Origin of the sequence: Bartonella sp. 11B (assembly GCF_002022625.1) — a bacterium.
Classification (GTDB): Bacteria; Pseudomonadota; Alphaproteobacteria; order Rhizobiales; family Rhizobiaceae; genus Bartonella; species Bartonella rochalimae.
In genome coordinates this window covers 551127-576185 of sequence record NZ_CP019783.1, presented here as the reverse complement: position 1 = coordinate 576185, position 25059 = coordinate 551127, and the positions used below count along the sequence as shown (strand labels likewise).

The following is a 25059-nucleotide window of genomic DNA, read 5'->3' as shown; positions in this document are numbered from 1 at the left end:
AAGAACATGAGATGAGGTAGTAGTCATTTTAAGAATTCTTCAATTAATGAGATTGTAGTTTTTTGGTTTAGGGTTTGGTGCATTTTATAAAAATTTTTTGGTTAGGGTGATTGACATTAAAAAGACATAATTTTGTTTTAGTGGTTTGTATTGTGATTTTATAGAGTTTATTTTTAAGAGGTTGATTGATTTTTGGTTTAATAACAGAGTGTATTTTAATTATAGTTATAGAAATTAACAGTAGGTTTTGTTGTGCCTATTGTTATTGCCATTACGTGTCATATAGAGCATAAAGGGTTAGATCTCAAGTATTTTTTTGGATTTTATGTTTTTTTTGAGTGTTTGGACATTTTTTTGCCAAAAAAAACTTCCGCTTTTGATTATAAAGCGAAAGTTCTTTGTTTGGAATTAGTTGTTATTTAGGGGGTTAATTAAGTGTAAATTGTATACCTCCACCTACACCCCAATTTGTGCCTGAATTTGTTATAGAAATATTAGAGCGTATATTACCGTTTTCGGACGTATAGCCAGCACCAAAAGCAAAGGCAGATTGGTTTCTCCATAAACCGCTACTAACCGCAATGCTTAGTTTTCCAGGCATTTCATTATAACGAAGATTAGCTGCTGCTAGACCAATAGCTGCTGCTTGTCTTGCTTCCTTTTTTACGCCCTCAATATTATAATTCAGACTCTCAAACTTCTTATCAGTGTAATCTTTAGCTTCCTGCACCTTCTCGTCTGTATACTTCTTTGAGTCATCGAGAACAAGTGCCATCTTCTCATACAATTGACCTCCATTAATAGCTTCTTTCGAACCTTTCTCAACTTTACCATCACCAACATTATCAATCACAACAGGTGCACTGGCATCGCCTCCTGCTAACGTAATTTTATTGGTTTTCTTCCCATCCTTATCTTTATCATATTGAACTGCTCCCTCTGCCTTCTGACCAGTTTCATTCTTAAAATCATTAAATTCATTTTCAAGTTTATCAACTTTTTGATTCGTATTCCAAAGCTGATTCCCGGTAACTGCTTCAGTAGAGCCTTCGCTTACATCACCATCTTTCACACCAGTAATTGTTGCTTCTTTACCGTTATGCTTTGCGTTATAAGCACCTTTATTCTCATCCCATTTTATCGTATCATTTTTTGCCTGTTCTGTCTGATTTTCGACATCACCTAAACGATTATTCAAATCTTTCAGACTTTGATTAACACCATCAAAAGCACCAGCTACACTATTATACTCTTTGTATTCCGGTCCATTAGCTTTACCACCAAAATTAAATTGAACAATATTAAACGTAGGAGCAGTCCATACACCATCTTTATATCCAGCTCCCCCTCCTAAATATTCAGCAAGTTGCATGTTTGCTTCATCAAATCGTTTGTTTGTTTTATAAAGCTGTGCTCCTGTGATCGCTTCAGTCGAATCCTCTGCTATATCTCCATCAAGAAGAAACTTAAGTTTACTATTTTTTTCTTGTCCTTTTTTACCATGACGTGCAACAAAAGCCTGCTCACTATCACTCCACAATAAGCTATTTTGTGCAACATTTTCAGTACTTTCAGTCATTTCTTGACGGATCTCTGTCAATGTTGTGTCAACGCCAGCAAAGGCCTCACCTACATTACTATAATCACTACCCTGGACTTTATAACTTGGTGCTATACCTCCAAGAATATCCGATCCACCTCCTAAATAGGATGAGGCATTCTGCGCAATCGTTGTAACATCTCCTTGAACTTTATCCATACTCGTAGAAAGATCAGCTACGTTCTTGCTCACATCAGAAACTTTTTGCGTGGTTTCAGTTAGCTTGGTGTCAACCTTGTAAAGCTGCTTCCCGGTAACTGCTTCAGTTGAACGACCTGAAAGCTTTCCATCTTTCAAGCCAGAAAGCGTACGACCTTTGCCGTCTTTGTTCGTAAGATCAACTTTCGTGCCACCCGTCTTTGCACCTATCGTGATACGACCACTCTCCCCTTCTTCTTGTTGTACAAGGCTCTTACTTCCAACACCGGAAAGTTCCTTATAAATATCTGAAAGGCTATCATCAACACCTGCAAATGCTTCTCCTACATTACTGTAATCACTACCCTGGACTTTATAACTTGGTGCTATACCTCCAAGAATATCCGATCCACCTCCTAAATAGGATGAGGCATTCTGCGCAATCGTTGTAACATCTCCTTGAACTTTATCCATACTCGTAGAAAGATCAGCTACGTTCTTGCTCACATCAGAAACTTTTTGCGTGGTTTCAGTAAGCTTGGTGTCAACCTTGTAAAGCTGCTTCCCGGTAACTGCTTCAGTTGAACGACCTGAAAGCTTTCCATCTTTCAAGCCAGAAAGCGTACGACCTTTGCCGTCTTTGTTCGTAAGATCAACTTTCGTGCCACCCGTCTTCGAACCTATCGTGATACGACCGCTCTCCCCTTCTTCTTGTTGTACAAGGCTCTTACTTCCAACACCGGAAAGTTCCTTATAAATATCTGAAAGACTATCATCAACACCTGCAAATGCTTCTCCTACATTACTGTAATCACTACCCTGGACTTTATAACTTGGTGCTATACCTCCAAGAATATCCGATCCACCTCCTAAATAGGATGAGGCATTCTTCGCAATCGTTGTGACATCTCCTTGAACTTTATCCATACTCGTAGAAAGATCAGCTACGTTCTTGCTCACATCAGAAACTTTCTCAGTAAGCTTGGTGTCAACCTCATAAAGCTGTTTGCCTGTAACTGCTTCTGTCGAACTGTCGGAAAGCGTGCCATCCGTTAAGCCAGAAAGCGTACGACCTTTGCCGTCTTTGTTCGTAAGATCAACTTTCGTGCCACCCGTCTTCGCACCTATCGTGATACGACCGCTCTCCCCTTCTTCTTGTTGTACAAGGCTCTTACTTCCAACACCGGAAAGTTCTTTATAAATATCTGAAAGGCTATCATCAACGCCTGTAAATGCTTCTCCTACATTACTGTAATCACTACCCTGGACTTTATAACTTGGTGCTATACCTCCAAGAATATCCGATCCACCTCCTAAATAGGATGAGGCATTCTTCGCAATCGTTGTAACATCTCCTTGAACTTTATCCATACTCGTAGAAAGATCAGCTACGTTCTTGCTCACATCGGAAACTTTCTCAGTAAGCTTGGTGTCAACCTCATAAAGCTGTTTGCCTGTAACTGCTTCTGTCGAGCTGTCGGAAAGCGTGCCATCCGTTAAGCCAGAAAGCGTACGACCTTTGCCGTCTTTGTTCGTAAGATCAACTTTCGTGCCACCCGTCTTCGCACCTATCGTGATACGACCGCTCTCCCCTTCTTCTTGTTGTACAAGGCTCTTACTTCCAACACCCGAAAGTTCCTTATAAATATCTGAAAGACTACCATCAACACCTGCAAATGCTTCTCCTACATTACTGTAATCACTACCCTGGACTTTATAACTTGGTGCTATACCTCCAAGAATATCCGATCCACCTCCTAAATAGGATGAGGCATTCTTTGCAATCGTTGTAACATCTCCTTGAACTTTATCCATACTCGTAGAAAGATCAGCTACGTTCTTGCTCACATCAGAAACTTTTTCAGTTAGCTTGGTGTCAACCTCATAAAGCTGCTTTCCAGTAACCGCTTCTGTCGAACTGTCTGAAAGCTTTCCATCCGTTAAGCCAGAAAGCGTACGACCTTTGCCGTCTTTGTTCGTAAGATCAACTTTCGTGCCACCCGTCTTCGAACCTATCGTGATACGACCGCTCTCCCCTTCTTCTTGTTGTACAAGGCTCTTACTTCCAACACCCGAAAGTTCCTTATAAATATCTGAAAGGCTATCATCAACACCTGCAAATGCTTCTCCTACATTACTGTAATCACTACCCTGGACTTTATAACTTGGTGCTATACCTCCAAGAATATCCGATCCACCTCCTAAATAGGATGAGGCATTCTGCGCAATCGTTGTAACATCTCCTTGAACTTTATCCATACTCGTAGAAAGATCAGCTACGTTCTTGCTCACATCAGAAACTTTCTCAGTAAGCTTGGTGTCAACCTCATAAAGCTGTTTGCCTGTAACTGCTTCTGTCGAGCTGTCGGAAAGCGTGCCATCCGTTAAGCCAGAAAGCGTACGACCTTTGCCGTCTTTGTTCGTAAGATCAACTTTCGTGCCACCCGTCTTCGCACCTATCGTGATACGACCGCTCTCCCCTTCTTCTTGTTGTACAAGGCTCTTACTTCCAACACCGGAAAGTTCTTTATAAATATCTGAAAGGCTATCATCAACGCCTGTAAATGCTTCTCCTACATTACTGTAATCACTACCCTGGACTTTATAACTTGGTGCTATACCTCCAAGAATATCCGATCCACCTCCTAAATAGGATGAGGCATTCTTCGCAATCGTTGTAACATCTCCTTGAACTTTATCCATACTCGTAGAAAGATCAGCTACGTTCTTGCTCACATCGGAAACTTTCTCAGTAAGCTTGGTGTCAACCTCATAAAGCTGCTTTCCAGTAACCGCTTCTGTCGAACTGTCTGAAAGCTTTCCATCCGTTAAGCCAGAAAGCGTACGACCTTTGCCGTCTTTGTTCGTAAGATCAACTTTCGTGCCACCCGTCTTCGAACCTATCGTGATACGACCGCTCTCCCCTTCTTCTTGTTGTACAAGGCTCTTACTTCCAACACCCGAAAGTTCCTTATAAATATCTGAAAGGCTATCATCAACACCTGCAAATGCTTCTCCTACATTACTGTAATCACTACCCTGGACTTTATAACTTGGTGCTATACCTCCAAGAATATCCGATCCACCTCCTAAATAGGATGAGGCATTCTGCGCAATCGTTGTAACATCTCCTTGAACTTTATCCATACTCGTAGAAAGATCAGCTACGTTCTTGCTCACATCAGAAACTTTCTCAGTAAGCTTGGTGTCAACCTCATAAAGCTGTTTGCCTGTAACTGCTTCTGTCGAGCTGTCGGAAAGCGTGCCATCCGTTAAGCCAGAAAGCGTACGACCTTTGCCGTCTTTGTTCGTAAGATCAACTTTCGTGCCACCCGTCTTCGCACCTATCGTGATACGACCGCTCTCCCCTTCTTCTTGTTGTACAAGGCTCTTACTTCCAACACCGGAAAGTTCTTTATAAATATCTGAAAGGCTATCATCAACGCCTGTAAATGCTTCTCCTACATTACTGTAATCACTACCCTGGACTTTATAACTTGGTGCTATACCTCCAAGAATATCCGATCCACCTCCTAAATAGGATGAGGCATTCTTCGCAATCGTTGTAACATCTCCTTGAACTTTATCCATACTCGTAGAAAGATCAGCTACGTTCTTGCTCACATCGGAAACTTTCTCAGTAAGCTTGGTGTCAACCTCATAAAGCTGCTTTCCAGTAACCGCTTCTGTCGAACTGTCTGAAAGCTTTCCATCCGTTAAGCCAGAAAGCGTACGACCTTTGCCGTCTTTGTTCGTAAGATCAACTTTCGTGCCACCCGTCTTCGCACCTATCGTGATACGACCGCTCTCCCCTTCTTCTTGTTGTACAAGGCTCTTACTTCCAACACCCGAAAGTTCCTTATAAATATCTGAAAGACTACCATCAACACCTGCAAATGCTTCTCCTACATTACTGTAATCACTACCCTGGACTTTATAACTTGGTGCTATACCTCCAAGAATATCCGATCCACCTCCTAAATAGGATGAGGCATTCTTTGCAATCGTTGTAACATCTCCTTGAACTTTATCCATACTCGTAGAAAGATCAGCTACGTTCTTGCTCACATCAGAAACTTTTTCAGTTAGCTTGGTGTCAACCTCATAAAGCTGTTTGCCTGTAACTGCTTCTGTCGAACTGTCTGAAAGCTTTCCATCCGTTAAGCCAGAAAGCGTACGACCTTTGCCGTCTTTGTTCGTAAGATCAACTTTCGTGCCACCCGTCTTCGCACCTATCGTGATACGACCACTCTCCCCTTCTTCTTGTTGTACAAGGCTCTTACTTCCAACACCCGAAAGTTCTTTATAAATATCTGAAAGACTATCATCAACGCCTGCAAATGCTAATCCTACATTATTGTAATCATTGCCCTGGACTTTATAAGTCGGCGCTTCTCCACCAAGAATATCTGCTCCGCCTCCTAAATAGGCTGAAGCATTCCTCGCAATCGTTGACACTTCTCCTTGGACTTTCGTAACATTTTGCGTGGTCTCAGTAAGCTTGGTATCAACCTCATAAAGCTGCTTTCCAGTAACCGCTTCTGTCGAACTGTCTGAAAGCTTTCCATCCGTTAAGCCAGAAAGCGTACGACCTTTGCCGTCTTTGTTCGTAAGATCAACTTTCGTGCCACCCGTCTTCGCACCTATCGTGATACGACCGCTCTCCCCTTCTTCTTGTTGTACAAGGCTCTTACTTCCAACACCCGAAAGTTCCTTATAAATATCTGAAAGGCTATCATCAACACCTGCAAATGCTTCTCCTACATTACTGTAATCACTACCCTGGACTTTATAACTTGGTGCTATACCTCCAAGAATATCCGATCCACCTCCTAAATAGGATGAGGCATTCTGCGCAATCGTTGTAACATCTCCTTGAACTTTATCCATACTCGTAGAAAGATCAGCTACGTTCTTGCTCACATCAGAAACTTTCTCAGTAAGCTTGGTGTCAACCTCATAAAGCTGTTTGCCTGTAACTGCTTCTGTCGAGCTGTCGGAAAGCGTGCCATCCGTTAAGCCAGAAAGCGTACGACCTTTGCCGTCTTTGTTCGTAAGATCAACTTTCGTGCCACCCGTCTTCGCACCTATCGTGATACGACCGCTCTCCCCTTCTTCTTGTTGTACAAGGCTCTTACTTCCAACACCGGAAAGTTCTTTATAAATATCTGAAAGGCTATCATCAACGCCTGTAAATGCTTCTCCTACATTACTGTAATCACTACCCTGGACTTTATAACTTGGTGCTATACCTCCAAGAATATCCGATCCACCTCCTAAATAGGATGAGGCATTCTTCGCAATCGTTGTAACATCTCCTTGAACTTTATCCATACTCGTAGAAAGATCAGCTACGTTCTTGCTCACATCGGAAACTTTCTCAGTAAGCTTGGTGTCAACCTCATAAAGCTGCTTTCCAGTAACCGCTTCTGTCGAACTGTCTGAAAGCTTTCCATCCGTTAAGCCAGAAAGCGTACGACCTTTGCCGTCTTTGTTCGTAAGATCAACTTTCGTGCCACCCGTCTTCGCACCTATCGTGATACGACCGCTCTCCCCTTCTTCTTGTTGTACAAGGCTCTTACTTCCAACACCCGAAAGTTCCTTATAAATATCTGAAAGACTACCATCAACACCTGCAAATGCTTCTCCTACATTACTGTAATCACTACCCTGGACTTTATAACTTGGTGCTATACCTCCAAGAATATCCGATCCACCTCCTAAATAGGATGAGGCATTCTTTGCAATCGTTGTAACATCTCCTTGAACTTTATCCATACTCGTAGAAAGATCAGCTACGTTCTTGCTCACATCAGAAACTTTTTCAGTTAGCTTGGTGTCAACCTCATAAAGCTGCTTTCCAGTAACCGCTTCTGTCGAACTGTCTGAAAGCTTTCCATCCGTTAAGCCAGAAAGCGTACGACCTTTGCCGTCTTTGTTCGTAAGATCAACTTTCGTGCCACCCGTCTTCGCACCTATCGTGATACGACCACTCTCCCCTTCTTCTTGTTGTACAAGGCTCTTACTTCCAACACCCGAAAGTTCTTTATAAATATCTGAAAGACTATCATCAACGCCTGCAAATGCTAATCCTACATTATTGTAATCATTGCCCTGGACTTTATAAGTCGGCGCTTCTCCACCAAGAATATCTGCTCCGCCTCCTAAATAGGCTGAAGCATTCCTCGCAATCGTTGACACTTCTCCTTGGACTTTCGTAACATTTTGCGTGGTCTCAGTAAGCTTGGTATCAACCTCATAAAGCTGCTTTCCAGTAACCGCTTCTGTCGAACTGTCTGAAAGCTTTCCATCCTTCAAGCCAGAAAGCGTACGACCTTCTCCATCTTTGTTCGTAAAATTAACTTCCGTACCACCAACTTTCGAACCTATCGTAATACGACCTTTGCTACTCTCTTCTTGTTCTTGCTCAACAAGACTACCCCCTGCTACACCCACAATCTTTGAATAAAGATCTGTAATCGAACTATCAACACCAACAAATGCTGAACCGACATCATGATGATTTGAACCTTGAATCTTATAAGTTGGAGCTTCACCACTAAGAATATCTGCTCCGCCTCCTAAATAGGCTGAAGCATTCTTCGCAATCGTTGACACTTCTCCTTGGACTTTCGTAACATCGCCTTGAACTTTATCCATACTCGTGGAAAGATCAGCTACGTTCTTGCTCACATCAGAAACTTTTTCAGTTAGCTTAGTATCAACCTCATAAAGCTGCTTTCCAGTAACCGCTTCTGTCGAACTGTCGGAAAGCTTTCCATCCTTCAAGCCAGAAAGCGTACGACCTTCTCCGTCTTTGTTCGTAAGATTAACTTCCGTACCACCAACCTTCGAACCTATCAGGATGCGACCGCTTTCATCTTCACTTTCTTCTTGTTGAATTAGGTTTGTCTCTACAACCGTCGTGAAGGAACTGCTAATATCTTTTAATGCATCCGCTACATTCTTATATTCTTTCTCTTCTGTAGAACCATCTTCTTGTAGCACATTAATCGTGAAAGTAGGATCTACCCATTCTCCATCTTCATAGCCTGCTCCACCACCTAAATATTCAGAGACCTTCTTATTCGTAAGGTAAAGTTGGTTTCCAGTAACTGCATGGTTCGAGCCTTCCGAAATAGCTCCATCACCCAAACCAGAGAGAACACGTGCAACTGACTGATTATTCAATAAATTAATTTCCGTGCCACCCGTCTTCGCACCTATCGTGATACGACCGCTCTCCCCTTCTTCTTGTTGTACAAGGCTCTTACTTCCAACACCCGAAAGTTCCTTATAAATATCTGAAAGACTACCATCAACACCTGCAAATGCTTCTCCTACATTACTGTAATCACTACCCTGGACTTTATAACTTGGTGCTATACCTCCAAGAATATCCGATCCGCCTCCCAAATAGGATGAGGCATTCTTCGCAATCGTTGTAACATCTCCTTGAACTTTATCCATACTCGTAGAAAGATCAGCTACGTCCTTGCTCACATCAGAAACTTTTTCAGTAAGCTTGGTGTCAACCTCATAAAGCTGTTTGCCTGTAACTGCTTCTGTCGAACTGTCTGAAAGCTTTCCATCCGTTAAGCCAGAAAGCGTACGACCTTTGCCGTCTTTGTTCGTAAGATCAACTTTCGTGCCACCCGTCTTCGCACCTATCGTGATACGACCACTCTCCCCTTCTTCTTGTTGTACAAGGCTCTTACTTCCAACACCCGAAAGTTCTTTATAAATATCTGAAAGACTATCATCAACGCCTGCAAATGCTAATCCTACATTATTGTAATCATTGCCCTGGACTTTATAAGTCGGCGCTTCTCCACCAAGAATATCTGCTCCGCCTCCTAAATAGGCTGAAGCATTCCTCGCAATCGTTGACACTTCTCCTTGGACTTTCGTAACATTTTGCGTGGTCTCAGTAAGCTTGGTATCAACCTCATAAAGCTGCTTTCCAGTAACCGCTTCTGTCGAACTGTCGGAAAGCTTTCCATCCTTCAAGCCAGAAAGCGTACGACCTTCTCCATCTTTGTTCGTAAAATTAACTTCCGTACCACCAACTTTCGAACCTATCGTAATACGACCTTTGCTACTCTCTTCTTGTTCTTGCTCAACAAGACTACCCCCTGCTACACCCACAATCTTTGAATAAAGATCTGTAATCGAACTATCAACACCAACAAATGCTGAACCGACATCATGATGATTTGAACCTTGAATCTTATAAGTTGGAGCTTCACCACTAAGAATATCTGCTCCGCCTCCTAAATAGGCTGAAGCATTCTTCGCAATCGTTGACACTTCTCCTTGGACTTTCGTAACATCGCCTTGAACTTTATCCATACTCGTGGAAAGATCAGCTACGTTCTTGCTCACATCAGAAACTTTTTCAGTTAGCTTAGTATCAACCTCATAAAGCTGCTTTCCAGTAACCGCTTCTGTCGAACTGTCGGAAAGCTTTCCATCCTTCAAGCCAGAAAGCGTACGACCTTCTCCGTCTTTGTTCGTAAGATTAACTTCCGTACCACCAACCTTCGAACCTATCAGGATGCGACCGCTTTCATCTTCACTTTCTTCTTGTTGAATTAGGTTTGTCTCTACAACCGTCGTGAAGGAACTGCTAATATCTTTTAATGCATCCGCTACATTCTTATATTCTTTCTCTTCTGTAGAACCATCTTCTTGTAGCACATTAATCGTGAAAGTAGGATCTACCCATTCTCCATCTTCATAGCCTGCTCCACCACCTAAATATTCAGAGACCTTCTTATTCGTAAGGTAAAGTTGGTTTCCAGTAACTGCATGGTTCGAGCCTTCCGAAATAGCTCCATCACCCAAACCAGAGAGAACACGTGCAACTGACTGATTATTCAATAAATTAATTTCCGTGCCACCCGTCTTCGAACCTATCGTGATACGACCGCTCTCCCCTTCTTCTTGTTGTACAAGGCTCTTACTTCCAACACCGGAAAGTTCCTTATAAATATCTGAAAGGGAACTATCAACGCCTGCAAATGCCGATCCTACATTATTGTAATCATTGCCCTGGACTTTATATGTTGGAGCTTCACCGCTAAGAATATCTGCTCCGCCTCCTAAATAAGCAGAAGCGTTCTTCGCAATCGTTGACACTTCTCCTTGGACTTTCGTAACATTTTGCGTGGTCTCAGTAAGCTTGGTATCAACCTCATAAAGCTGCTTTCCAGTAACCGCTTCTGTCGAACTGTCTGAAAGCTTTCCATCCTTCAAGCCAGAAAGCGTACGACCTTCTCCATCTTTGTTCGTAAAATTAACTTCCGTACCACCAACTTTCGAACCTATCGTAATACGACCTTTGCTACTCTCTTCTTGTTCTTGCTCAACAAGACTACCCCCTGCTACACCCACAATCTTTGAATAAAGATCTGTAATCGAACTATCAACACCAACAAATGCTGAACCGACATCATGATGATTTGAACCTTGAATCTTATAAGTTGGAGCTTCACCACTAAGAATATCTGCTCCGCCTCCTAAATGGGCTGAAGCATTCTTCGCAATCGTTGACACTTCTCCTTGGACTTTCGTAACATCGCCTTGAACTTTATCCATACTCGTGGAAAGATCAGCTACGTTCTTGCTCACATCAGAAACTTTTTCAGTTAGCTTGGTGTCAACCTCATAAAGCTGCTTTCCAGTAACCGCTTCTGTCGAACTGTCTGAAAGCTTTCCATCCTTCAAGCCAGAAAGCGTACGACCTTCTCCGTCTTTGTTCGTAAGATTAACTTCCGTACCACCAACCTTCGAACCTATCAGGATGCGACCGCTCTCATCTTCACTTTCTTCTTGTTGAATTAGGTTTGTCTCTACAACCGTCGTGAAGGAGCTGCTAATATCTTTTAATGCATCCGCTACATTCTTATATTCTTTCTCTTCTGTAGAACCATCTTCTTGTAGCACATTAATCGTGAAAGTAGGATCTACCCATTCTCCATCTTCATAGCCTGCTCCACCACCTAAATATTCAGAGACCTTCTTATTCGTAAGGTAAAGTTGGTTTCCAGTAACTGCCTGGTTCGAGCCTTCCGAAATAGCACCATCACCTAAACCAGAAAGAACACGTGCAACTGACTGATTATTCAATAAATTAATTTCCGTACCACCAACTTTCGAACCTATCGTAATACGACCTTTGCTACTCTCTTCTTGTTCTTGCTCAACAAGACTACCCCCTGCTACACCCGCAATCTTTGAATAAAGATCTGTAATCGAACCATCAACACCAACAAATGCTGAACCGACATCATGATGATTTGAACCTTGAATCTTATAAGTTGGAGCTTCACCACTAAGAATATCTGCTCCGCCTCCTAAATGGGCTGAAGCATTCTTCGCAATCGTTGACACTTCTCCTTGGACTTTCGTAACATCGCCTTGAACTTTATCCATACTCGTGGAAAGATCAGCTACGTTCTTGCTCACATCAGAAACTTTTTCAGTTAGCTTAGTATCAACCTCATAAAGCTGCTTTCCAGTAACCGCTTCTGTCGAACTGTCTGAAAGCTTTCCATCCTTCAAGCCAGAAAGCGTACGACCTTCTCCGTCTTTGTTCGTAAGATTAACTTCCGTACCACCAACCTTCGAACCTATCAGGATGCGACCGCTCTCATCTTCACTTTCTTCTTGTTGAATTAGGTTTGTCTCTACAACCGTCGTGAAGGAGCTGCTAATATCTTTTAATGCATCCGCTACATTCTTATATTCTTTCTCTTCTGTAGAACCATCTTCTTGTAGCACATTAATCGTGAAAGTAGGATCTACCCATTCTCCATCTTCATAGCCTGCTCCGCCACCTAAATATTCAGAGACCTTCTTATTCGTAAGGTAAAGTTGGTTTCCAGTAACTGCCTGGTTCGAGCCTTCCGAAATAGCACCATCACCTAAACCAGAAAGAACACGTGCAACTGACTGATTATTCAATAAATTAATTTCCGTACCACCAACTTTCGAACCTATCGTAATACGACCTTTGCTACTCTCTTCTTGTTCTTGCTCAACAAGACTACCCCCTGCTACACCCGCAATCTTTGAATAAAGATCTGTAATCGAACCATCAACACCAACAAATGCTGAACCGACATCATGATGATTTGAACCTTGAATCTTATAAGTTGGAGCTTCACCACTAAGAATATCTGCTCCGCCTCCTAAATGGGCTGAAGCATTCTTCGCAATCGTTGACACTTCTCCTTGGACTTTCGTAACATCGCCTTGAACTTTATCCATACTCGTGGAAAGATCAGCTACGTTCTTGCTCACATCAGAAACTTTTTCAGTTAGCTTAGTATCAACCTCATAAAGCTGCTTTCCAGTAACCGCTTCTGTCGAACTGTCTGAAAGCTTTCCATCCTTCAAGCCAGAAAGCGTACGACCTTCTCCGTCTTTGTTCGTAAGATTAACTTCCGTACCACCAACCTTCGAACCTATCAGGATGCGACCGCTCTCATCTTCACTTTCTTCTTGTTGAATTAGGTTTGTCTCTACAACCGTCGTGAAGGAGCTGCTAATATCTTTTAATGCATCCGCTACATTCTTATATTCTTTCTCTTCTGTAGAACCATCTTCTTGTAGCACATTAATCGTGAAAGTAGGATCTACCCATTCTCCATCTTCATAGCCTGCTCCGCCACCTAAATATTCAGAGACCTTCTTATTCGTAAGGTAAAGTTGGTTTCCAGTAACTGCCTGGTTCGAGCCTTCCGAAATAGCACCATCACCTAAACCAGAAAGAACACGTGCAACTGACTGATTATTCAATAAATTAATTTCCGTACCACCAACTTTCGAACCTATCGTAATACGACCTTTGCTACTCTCTTCTTGTTCTTGCTCAACAAGACTACCCCCTGCTACACCCGCAATCTTTGAATAAAGATCTGTAATCGAACCATCAACACCAACAAATGCTGAACCGACATCATGATGATTTGAACCTTGAATCTTATAAGTTGGAGCTTCACCACTAAGAATATCTGCTCCGCCTCCTAAATGGGCTGAAGCATTCTTCGCAATCGTTGACACTTCTCCTTGGACTTTCGTAACATCGCCTTGAACTTTATCCATACTCGTGGAAAGATCAGCTACGTTCTTGCTCACATCAGAAACTTTTTCAGTTAGCTTAGTATCAACCTCATAAAGCTGCTTTCCAGTAACCGCTTCTGTCGAACTGTCTGAAAGCTTTCCATCCTTCAAGCCAGAAAGCGTACGACCTTCTCCGTCTTTGTTCGTAAGATTAACTTCCGTACCACCAACCTTCGAACCTATCAGGATGCGACCGCTCTCATCTTCACTTTCTTCTTGTTGAATTAGGTTTGTCTCTACAACCGTCGTGAAGGAGCTGCTAATATCTTTTAATGCATCCGCTACATTCTTATATTCTTTCTCTTCTGTAGAACCATCTTCTTGTAGCACATTAATCGTGAAAGTAGGATCTACCCATTCTCCATCTTCATAGCCTGCTCCGCCACCTAAATATTCAGAGACCTTCTTATTCGTAAGGTAAAGTTGGTTTCCAGTAACTGCCTGGTTCGAGCCTTCCGAAATAGCACCATCACCTAAACCAGAAAGAACACGTGCAACTGACTGATTATTCAATAAATTAATTTCCGTGCCACCAACTTTCGAACCTATCGTAATACGACCTTTGCTACTCTCTTCTTGTTCTTGCTCAACAAGACTACCCCCTGCTACACCCGCAATCTTTGAATAAAGATCTGTAATCGAACCATCAACACCAACAAATGCTGAACCGACATCATGATGATTTGAACCTTGAATCTTATAAGTTGGAGCTTCACCACTAAGAATATCTGCTCCGCCTCCTAAATAGGCTGAAGCATTCTTCGCAATCGTTGACACTTCTCCTTGGACTTTCGTAACATCGCCTTGAACTTTATCCATACTCGTGGAAAGATCAGCTACGTTCTTGCTCACATCAGAAACTTTTTCAGTTAGCTTAGTATCAACCTCATAAAGCTGCTTTCCAGTAACCGCTTCTGTCGAACTGTCGGAAAGCTTTCCATCCGCCAAACCAGAAAGCCTCCGACCTTTGCCTTCTTTATTCGTAAGATCTATTGCTGTTCCACCAACTTTCGAGCCTATCGTGATACGACCTTTGCTACTCTCTTCTTGTTCTTGCTGTACAAGGCTATCCCCTGCTACATTCGCAATCTTTGAATAAAGATCACTAATCGAGCCGTCAACGCCAACAAATGCCGATCCTACATCACGATGATTTGAACCTTGAATCTTATAAGTTGGAGCTTTCCCACCAAGAATGTCCGCTCCACCTCCTAAATAAGCAGAGGCATTCTTCGCAATCGTTGAGACATCTCCTTGGACTTTTGTAACATCCCCCTGAACTTTCGTAACATCCCCTTGGATTTTCGTAATATCACCTTGGACTTTTGTGACATCTTGTGTGGTCTTAGTAAGCTTGGTATCAACATCATAAAGCTGTTTGCCTGTAACCGCTTCTGTCGAACTGTCGGAAAGCTTTCCATCCGCCAAACCAGAAAGCGTCCGACCTTTGCCTTCTTTATTCGTAAGATCTATTGCTGTTCCACCAACTTTCGAGCCTATCGTGATACGACCATTGCCTTTTTCTTGCTGTACAAGGCTATCCCCTGCTCCATTCGCAATCTTTGAATAAAGATCACTAATCGAGCCGTCAACACCCTTAAATGCCGATCCTACATCACGATGATTTGAACCTTGAATCTTATAAGTCGGCGCTACACCAGAAAGAATGTTCGCTCCGCCCCCTAAAGAGGCAGAAGCGTTCTTCGCAATCATTGTAACATCTTGTGTGGTTTTAGTGAGCCTGGTATCAACATCATAAAGCTGCTTTCCAGTAACCGCTTCTGTCGAACTGTCGGAAAGCTTTCCATCCGCCAAACCAGAAAGCCTCCGACCTTGGCGTGCTCGGTTCATAAAATTAATTTCCGTGCCACCCGTCTTCAAACCTATCGCGATAAGAGCGTTCTCCCCTCCTTCTTGCTGTACAAGGGTATCCCCTGCTACATTCGCAATCTTTGAATAAAGATCACTAATCGAGCCGTCAACGCCAACAAATGCCGATCCTACATCACGATGATTTGAACCTTGAATCTTATAAGTCGGAGCTTTCCCACCAAGAATGTCCGCTCCACCTCCTAAATAGGCAGAGGTATTCTTCGCAATCGTTGCGACTTCTCCTTGGACTTTTGTAACATCTTGTGTGGTTTTAGTGAGCTTGGTATCAACATCATAAAGCTGTTTGCCTGTAACCGCTTCTGTCGAACTGTCGGAAAGCTTTCCATCCGCCAAACCAGAAAGCCTCCGACCTTGGCGTGCTCGGTTCATAAAATTAATTTCCGTGCCACCCGTCTTCAAACCTATCGCGATAAGAGCGTTCTCCCCTCCTTCTTGCTGTACAAGGGTATCCCCTGCTACATTCGCAATCTTTGAATAAAGATCACTAATCGAGCCATCAACACCCTTAAATGCCGATCCTACATCACGATAACCTGAAGTTTGAACAATATAGGTCGGCGCTTCATTACTAAGAATGTCCGCTTTACCTCCTAAATAGGTTGAAGCGTTCTTCGCAATCATTGCTGTCCATTGTCTTAAAGCCTGCAGCTGAGCAACATTCACAGCATCAGTATCCTGTATCCCAGCTGCTACTCCGGTAAGTAGTCGTGAGGTTGGTATACGAGCAACAGGAGCAGCAATAGAGACTATCCCGTCATTATATTTCCATATATGATTACTCTTAACCGACAACTTATCTGTCCAAGGATCATAACCTGGTTGCTTTATGCTTATACCAACCTCAGATCCAGCACCTAAAGCAACCGAGCGTTCTATAACGACACGAGCTTCAGCACCTAAAGCAATCGAGCGGACTGCACTGCTATAAGCCTTCTGACCTATAGCGATAGAAAAATCACCTTCCGCTTCAGCCCCAGAACCGAACCAAACTGCATCAGTTCCCGGAATCCATATCTCTGCCGACCTATTACTCAAAACACGTGTCTCATACACATCAAGAACTGTATTTTTACCATCAACAGTCCAAGTGGCTTGTTGAACTCCAAAACCATGAGAGCACCAATTATCAAATTTGTGATGTGTGAGAAGATTTACATAACTTTCCTCACTGATTATCTTCTTTGAATCAGAGGAATTAGAAACAACGGAATCAGAGGAATTAGAAACAACGATATTGTCGATACCACAGTAACGATCACTCGCAAAAACAGAATCACGAGATTTTTTTGAAGCTTTCTCAGGAGCTTTTAAGGAAATCACACCTGTGCCCTTAAGACTCTGTGAACTTTGTATCGTTGTTTGCTGCTCTGTTGGAGAAAAATTAGATGCAACGACGGGCGCAACACTCGATAGGAGCGCTGCCATAGCTGTTCCTAATGAAGCAGCTTTCAACAAAGGTGAACGACGAGAAAAAGAATATCCCCTTAAATCACCGCTTTTTAAGATAAGATATGATTTTTTCATAAGAAATCCTCCAATAATAAAAAATGTTTTTTTGACATCAAAAAGACACATTTAGGGGTTATTGAAGAACATGAGATGAGGTAGTAGTCATTTTAAGAATTCTTCAATTAATGAGATTGTAGTTTTTTGGTTTAGGGTTTGGTGCATTTTATAAAGATTTTTTGGTTAGAGTGATTGACATTAAAAAGACATATTTACCTTATATTAAGGTTTAGGCGCTAAATTTAAGAAGAGAGACCTGTGTTATGGATGTTGTATAGGGTTTATAGATATTTTTTAAGATAAGAGTGATTCTGTTTGCTGGAGTTAGTTTATTCTGATTCCTTTAGTGTTTTTTGTTATGTTAGCCTCAGTTGAGTATACAATTGGGGGTTTTTTTGTTTTCTATACGTGTATTTTATTTCAATGCATAGAGCACAAAGAATAAAATTTCAAGGATTATTTGTTCTTATTCAGTGTATCTATTCGAATTGAGGGGTGAATATAGATGTCTTCTTTTATGCTCTAAGAATCTTCTGATAGGAGTTATAGAGGTAGTATAAGGAGAGTCTTTAGCAGTGAAGATAAATGGAAATTGATATTGCCGTATTTTTGTTATGCTTAGTTTTAAAGCTGATCTCTTAGAACGAATTAATAACCGCGATAGTGTTTATTTTTCTTCTTTTTTACACTCTTGATATTATAATTCAGCTTTCAAAATTCATATTGGTATAATCTTTAGCTTTAGAAGTAGCATTTTGCATCATCGAGAACATTTTTTAGTTTTTCATGCAATTGTTCTCCATTAATAGCTTCTTTCAGATTCTTCGTGACTTTATCATTGCCCATATCTTCATCATAACAGGAGTATTTATATCTTCTCCTGCTCAAGTGATTTTTTGGTTTTCTTGCTATCTTCGTCTTTATTGTATTGAACTAAACTCTCAAATGTTTTTTCAAGATCATCCGCTTTTTGATTTTTTCAAAGCTAATTTCCTGTAACCACATCACTCAATGCCTTTTTCTACTTTACCATCTGCCACACCGCTCATTTACCATGCTGCACCATTATGACATGACCTCATAGGTCCCTGCATTCCACTTAAATCATCATGCTTTATTTTCTTTTCGATATTATCGAAATGATTATTTAGGTTTTCCATAGTTTTATTACCATCATTATTTACCAGCACATTCTCACCAATTATAAAATCTTCAATTCTCATAATATTTCAATCGAATCTACCAATAGAAACATCTGAGCTTATCTTGATTCCGCCAAAATCGTATTTTTAGGAATGAATTGCCTTAAGATATATCTGAGACACCGACACCAGAAGCATCTAGAATAAGACTTTATTTATAATAATACTTGATTTATAATAATACTTGAATTCAAAATTTTAGACTCACACTTCTTTATTCAAAAAGTCTACTGCCTCTTCACTCAAATTAAGAATTATTGGATAACTGTTCGATACACACAATAACCTCTACAAAACATAGAAAAATCCTTCACATTTCCAAACATAGTCTGCTTTATCTTTAATAGCCCATAATGAGAGAACCAATATAGAGCATAGAAAGCAAAAAATTAAATATGAATCCCTTAATTAAAAAAAGACATCCCAACAAAATCAGATCATGTATTTATTGTGAATAAGATTACAAAATAAATTCTATAAAAGAAAAGATTGCTCTATTAATCTATAGAGTTTTCTCTTTATAAAAAACTTACGCCCTTCCCTCATTTTTGAAGGAAAGACGTAAAAGAGATTTAAGAAAATATCCGTCTTAATCTTAATGCATTTCTCTTAATATCGCTGCACGATAATCATACCGTGCGCTTCTATAGACTATTAACGCACTGGCAAGGTAAAGCTGACTCCTGCACCAACACCCCAATGACCTCCCGCACCTGTCACAGACACATTAGAACGGATATTGCCATTTACAGATGTATAACCAGCACCAAAAGCAAGAGCAGATTGACTACGCCATAAACCAGTTCCAAATGCAACACTTAATGCACCAGGAATATTGTTATACCGCAAGTTAGCGACTGCTAAACCAATTGCTGCAGCTTGTCTTGCTTCTTTTCGGACTCCCTCAATGTTATAATTTAAAGCATCAAACTTCATATCCGTGTAGTCTTTTGCCTTCTCTACCGCGTCATCAATAGCATCGACAACAATATTCTTGACCTTTTCATCTGTGTATTTTTTTGCATCGTCAAGAGTAATCTCCATCTGTTGCTTGGTATAGTCATGTAACTGCCCCCCATTAACTGCTTCTTTCGAGCCTGCTTCAATCTTACCATCTGCAACATTGTCAATGACAACAGGTTGCCCAGCATCACCTCCTGCTAAAGTGATTTTATTGGTCTTTTTGCCATTTGCATCTTTGTCATATTGAACAGTATTCTCAGCTATACCGTTAATCGTGTTAGACATATGGTCTACTTTATTTTCAACATTCGTAACGCGTTCGTTGGTATCCCAAAGTTGCCCACCATTAACTGCCTCTTTCGAGTCTTTTTCAACTTTACCATTTGCAACACCAGTAATCTTACTGTCCTTTCCTTCTCGGTTTGCATCATAAGCGCCTTTTTCTTCATTCCATTGTAAAGCATCTGAACCAGGACCACCTTGTCCGCCTTGCTTTTCAAGCTTTTTAATTCGGTCATTTAAAATGGACATCCCGCCATTCATACCAGCAAAAGCACTGGCAACATCCTTATAGACCGCAGAAGTAGAACCATTGGCACCAAACTTATAAATCGTAAAAGTAGGATCTGTCCATTCTCCATCTCTATATTTAGCACCGCCACCAAAATAAGAAGCAAGCTTGTTACTCATCTGAAAAAGCTGTTTCCCTGTAATAGCATCTGTCGAATTAATATCAATTTCCCCATCTAAAAGAAATGTCAGTTTGCTATTTTGTTTTGCTTGGCCTTTAGATCCATGAAGTGCAACAAAAGCTCCTTCTTTTTCACTCCATAACAAAGCATCACTAGAAATATTGGCAATTTTGTCATTAAAGTCGTCAATCACATACTGTACGCGCGTATTTACATTTTTAATATTCGCATCAAGCCCTGCAAAAGCCGAACCAACATCATTATAGATCTTTCTTGTTACAATTCCTTCCGTTGTCACATGCGATAAATCATAAACTGGTCGCGTAAAAGCACCATTGCTGAATTCTGTACCACCACCAAAAATGTTCGCAATATCTCCAGAGAGTTTATTAATCTGTTTTCCATTAACAGCATCACTCGATTCATTAGAAATTACACCATCTTTAAGATTATGAATAGCAACTGGTCCCTTACTCTTCTGTCCACCTAAAGTAATGTTTTTATAATCAATACTACCATTTGGCCTCTTATCGTAAAGAACTGCAGCAGCACTCATAGTCTCAAAATCTTTGTTAATCTCTCTTAAACTTTTATCAAGTTGGTCTTTGTTAACAGCTTCATTGCCTTGTACCGCAGCTTTTACACCAGAAAGAGTTCTATCTTTTCCTGGCCGATCTGAAATATCAATCTTAGTGCCGCCTCTTCTTGCACCAATGGTGATAAGTTTCGTATCTATATCTTGCTGAACAAGACTATTCGTCGTGATATTAGTGATTTCATTACGAATATCCTTCATAGAACCATCAACACCCTTAAATGCTGAACCAACATCATTATACTTAGAGCCATTAATGGTATAGGTTGGTGCTTTACCACTCAGAACATCCGCACCACCTCCAAAATATTTCGATGTATACACTGCAACCTTTGATAAATCACCTTGAATATTCGTTATATCTGTCTCTGCTTTTTCTACACTATGATTGAGTTTCTCAATATCTTGATTTGTTTTCCAAAGCTGTCCACCATTCACGGCATCGGTTGATTTTTCAAAAACAAGCCCATCCGCAACACCAGTAATCTTCCGTTGCTTCTTTTTATTGTTTAGGATGCTAATTTCAGTACCATTCACATTCTTACCAATTGTAATAAGACCACCTTGGGCTGAATCTTGCTGAACAAGGCTATTTTCCGTTATATTAGAGATTTTATTATTAATTTCCGTAAAAGTCGTATCAACACCTTTAAATGCTGAACCAACATCATTATACTCAGAGCCACTAATTGTGTAAGTTGGCGCATTACCAACCAAAACATCCGCACCACCTCCAAAATACTTTGATGTATTATAATCCAATTCTTCAATATCTTGTTCAGTATCCCAAAGCTGTCCACCATTCACTGCCTCAGAGGATCCTTTGGTAATCGCTCCTCCCAAAACACCAACAATCCTCCGCCTTTTACCTGCATTGTTATTAACATGTATTTCAATGCCACCTGTTTCCGCTCCAATTGTAATAAGATTATCCTGAGCCACATCTTGCTGAACAAGGCTATTTTCCGTGATATCGGAGATTTTATTATTAATTTCCGTAAAACTATTATCAACACCTTCAAACGCCGAGCCAACATCATTATACTTAGAGCCATTAACGGTATACGTTGGTGCTTTATCATTCAAAATATCCGCACCACCTCCAAAATATTTTGATGTATTGCTTGCAACCTGCCAAAGCTGACCACCATTTATTGCATCCACTGATTGCTCAGTAACATCTCCATCATCAACACCAGTAATCTTCCGTAGATCACCTGTACTGTTTTTAATATCAATTACAGTACCATTTGTTTTCGCTCCAATAGTAATAAGATCATCTTGAGCTGAATCTTGCTGAACAAGGCTATTTTCCGTTATATTGGAGATTTCATTATTAATTTCCGTAAAAGCAACATCAACACCTTCAAACGCCGAGCCAACATCATTATAGGTAATACCATCAATTTCATAGTCTGGTCTTTTACCACCCAAAACATCCGCACCACCTCCAAAATACTCTGATATATTGCTTGCAATCCGCCAAAACTGACCACCATTTATTGCATCCGTTGATTGCTCAGTAACATCTCCATCATCAACACCAGTAATTTTCCGGTATTCATCTTCACTGTTCGTAATATCAATTAAAGTACCACCTGTTTTCGCTCCAATAGTAATAAGATCATCTTGAGCTGAATCTTGCTGAACAAGGCTATTTTCCGTTATATTAGAGATTTTATTATTAATTTCCGTAAAAGTCGTATCAACACCTTTAAATGCTGAACCAACATCATTATACTCAGAGCCACTAATTGTGTAAGTCGGCGCTTTACCAACCAAAACATCCGCACCATCTCCAAAATACTTTGATGTATTATAATCCAATTCTTCAATATCTTGTTCAGTATCCCAAAGCTGTCCACCATTCACTGCCTCAGAGGATCCTTTGGTAATCGCTCCTCCCAAAACACCAACAATCCTCCGCCTTTTACCTGCATTGTTATTAACATGTATTTCAATGCCACCTGTTTCCGCTCCAATTGTAATAAGATTATCCTGAGCCACATCTTGCTGAACAAGGCTATTTTCCGTGATATCGGAGATTTTATTATTAATTTCCGTAAAACTATTATCAACACCTTCAAACGCCGAGCCAACATCATTATACTTAGAACCATTAACGGTATACGTTGGTGCTTTATCATTCAAAATATCCGCACCACCTCCAAAATATTTTGATGTATTGCTTGCAACCTGCCAAAGCTGACCACCATTTATTGCATCCACTGATTGCTCAGTAACATCTCCATCATCAACACCAGTAATCTTCCGTAGATCACCTGTACTGTTTTTAATATCAATTACAGTACCATTTGTTTTCGCTCCAATAGTAATAAGATCATCTTGAGCTGAATCTTGCTGAACAAGGCTATTTTCCGTTATATTGGAGATTTCATTATTAATTTCCGTAAAAGCAACATCAACACCTTCAAACGCCGAGCCAACATCATTATAGGTAATACCATCAATTTCATAGTCTGGTCTTTTACCACCCAAAACATCCGCACCACCTCCAAAATACTCTGATATATTGCTTGCAATCCGCCAAAACTGACCACCATTTATTGCATCCGTTGATTGCTCAGTAACATCTCCATCATCAACACCAGTAATTTTCCGGTATTCATCTTCACTGTTCGTAATATCAATTAAAGTACCACCTGTTTTCGCTCCAATAGTAATAAGATCATCTTGAGCTGAATCTTGCTGAACAAGGCTATTTTCCGTTATATTAGAGATTTTATTATTAATTTCCGTAAAAGTCGTATCAACACCTTTAAATGCTGAACCAACATCATTATACTCAGAGCCACTAATTGTGTAAGTCGGCGCTTTACCAACCAAAACATCCGCACCATCTCCAAAATACTTTGATGTATTATAATCCAATTCTTCAATATCTTGTTCAGTATCCCAAAGCTGTCCACCATTCACTGCCTCAGAGGATCCTTTGGTAATCGCTCCTCCCAAAACACCAACAATCCTCCGCCTTTTACCTGCATTGTTATTAACATGTATTTCAATGCCACCTGTTTCCGCTCCAATTATAATAAGATTATCCTGAGCCGCATCTTGCTGAACAAGGCTATTTTCCGTGATATCGGAGATTTTATTATTAATTTCCGTAAAACTATTATCAACACCTTCAAACGCCGAGCCAACATCATTATACTTAGAGCCATTAACGGTATACGTTGGTGCTTTATCATTCAAAATATCCGCACCACCTCCAAAATATGCTGATGTATTTTGCGCAACTTTTGTTACATTAGCCTGAATCTGAGTTATATTCGTCTCTATATTATCAATCTCAGTCTCTAATTCTGAAATTTTTCCATTAGTCTCCCAAAGCTGAGATCCATTTACTGCCTCAGTTGAATGTTCAGAAACTTCTCCACCCCCAAGACCAGAAATCTTCCGCGATTGCTTTTCATTGTTTATAATATCGATTGTATCTCCATTAACACTACGACCAATGGTAATCAGACCTGTCTGCCCATCTTGTTGAATAAGGCTATCACCCCCTGTAAGAATCATCTCTCTTAATGCTTGTAACTGTGCAACATTCACTGCATCTGACAAATCAGTATCAGCCGCTACTCCCACAATCTGTCTAGTTACGCCATTCTGAGGATTACCAACACTGACTACGCCTTTAGTACTTTTCCATACAAAATCATTTATCGCCGAGCTACCGTTAACTCTAGGATCATAACCAGCAATACCATAAGAAGTAACTGCAACAGAATTTCCTCCTCCAGTCCAATTAACTTTTTTTGTTGAGGAGCCATAAGGATTCCGACCAGAAAATGTTTCGTTATTAATAAACCTCTCATATTGCTCTTCTGCAGTTATGGCCGTCCCAGGTTTTTGAGCACCACCGCGACCGGCAACATTATCAACACCACAATAATCATTATCACCGTTTAAAACAATACTACCATGACTCCCCTTTATATAAGCAATATAAGCAGAAGCAGGGTCATTTGAACTGTAAATAGTCGCTCCTGTTATTGCAACATTAGCTGAAAAAACAGGAGAAGTACTGGACAAAAGAGCAGATACCGCTGCTCCTAATGAAACCGTTTTAATGATATTTTGTGTTGATTTTTTTTTCATAATAAACCCCTCAATAAAAAACACATTCAATGCTAAAAACAAAGCCCAGCCTCACAAAAAAGAGCAAAAGCAACCCCTCCGCAAAACCACTTTTGCGTACTAAAAAATTCATAAAAATCTGAAAGCTACCCCGCCAATGCCGAAATCTATTGTGGTATCATTTTAAAACTCTGAATTTCACAAAAGGCCTAAAACCTTTCCATCCTAAAGTCTTAAAAT

Annotated in this window: 3 protein-coding genes; all 3 read right to left on the bottom strand. The window is 40.7% G+C overall.

Annotation, left to right across the window (positions count from 1 at the left end; all coding sequences use genetic code 11):
• Window positions 1-427 precede the first annotated feature (427 nt).
• The gene (locus Bho11B_RS07210; RefSeq protein ID WP_078674136.1) at window positions 428-17284 is read right to left on the bottom strand and encodes a YadA-like family protein; all 16857 of its coding nucleotides are present in this window, start codon (window positions 17282-17284) and stop codon (window positions 428-430) included.
• A gap of 1031 nt (window positions 17285-18315) precedes the next feature.
• On the bottom strand, window positions 18316-18489 hold the full coding sequence (locus tag Bho11B_RS06845; RefSeq protein ID WP_153300829.1) for a hypothetical protein: 174 nt from the start codon (window positions 18487-18489) through the stop codon (window positions 18316-18318).
• Between the two features lie 633 nt (window positions 18490-19122).
• Window positions 19123-24840 (bottom strand): Vomp family autotransporter, encoded by a 5718-nt coding sequence (locus tag Bho11B_RS07340; RefSeq protein WP_078673566.1) that lies wholly within the window; start codon window positions 24838-24840, stop codon window positions 19123-19125.
• Window positions 24841-25059: the final 219 nt, after the last annotated feature.

Bases quoted from the DNA above. Each gene is read 5' to 3' on its own strand.
- Bho11B_RS07210 (WP_078674136.1), bottom strand. From the start codon at position 17,284: ATGAAAAAATCATATCTTATCTTAAAAAGCGGTGATTTAAGGGGATAT.
- Bho11B_RS06845 (WP_153300829.1), bottom strand. From the start codon at position 18,489: ATGAGAATTGAAGATTTTATAATTGGTGAGAATGTGCTGGTAAATAAT.
- Bho11B_RS07340 (WP_078673566.1), bottom strand. From the start codon at position 24,840: ATGAAAAAAAAATCAACACAAAATATCATTAAAACGGTTTCATTAGGA.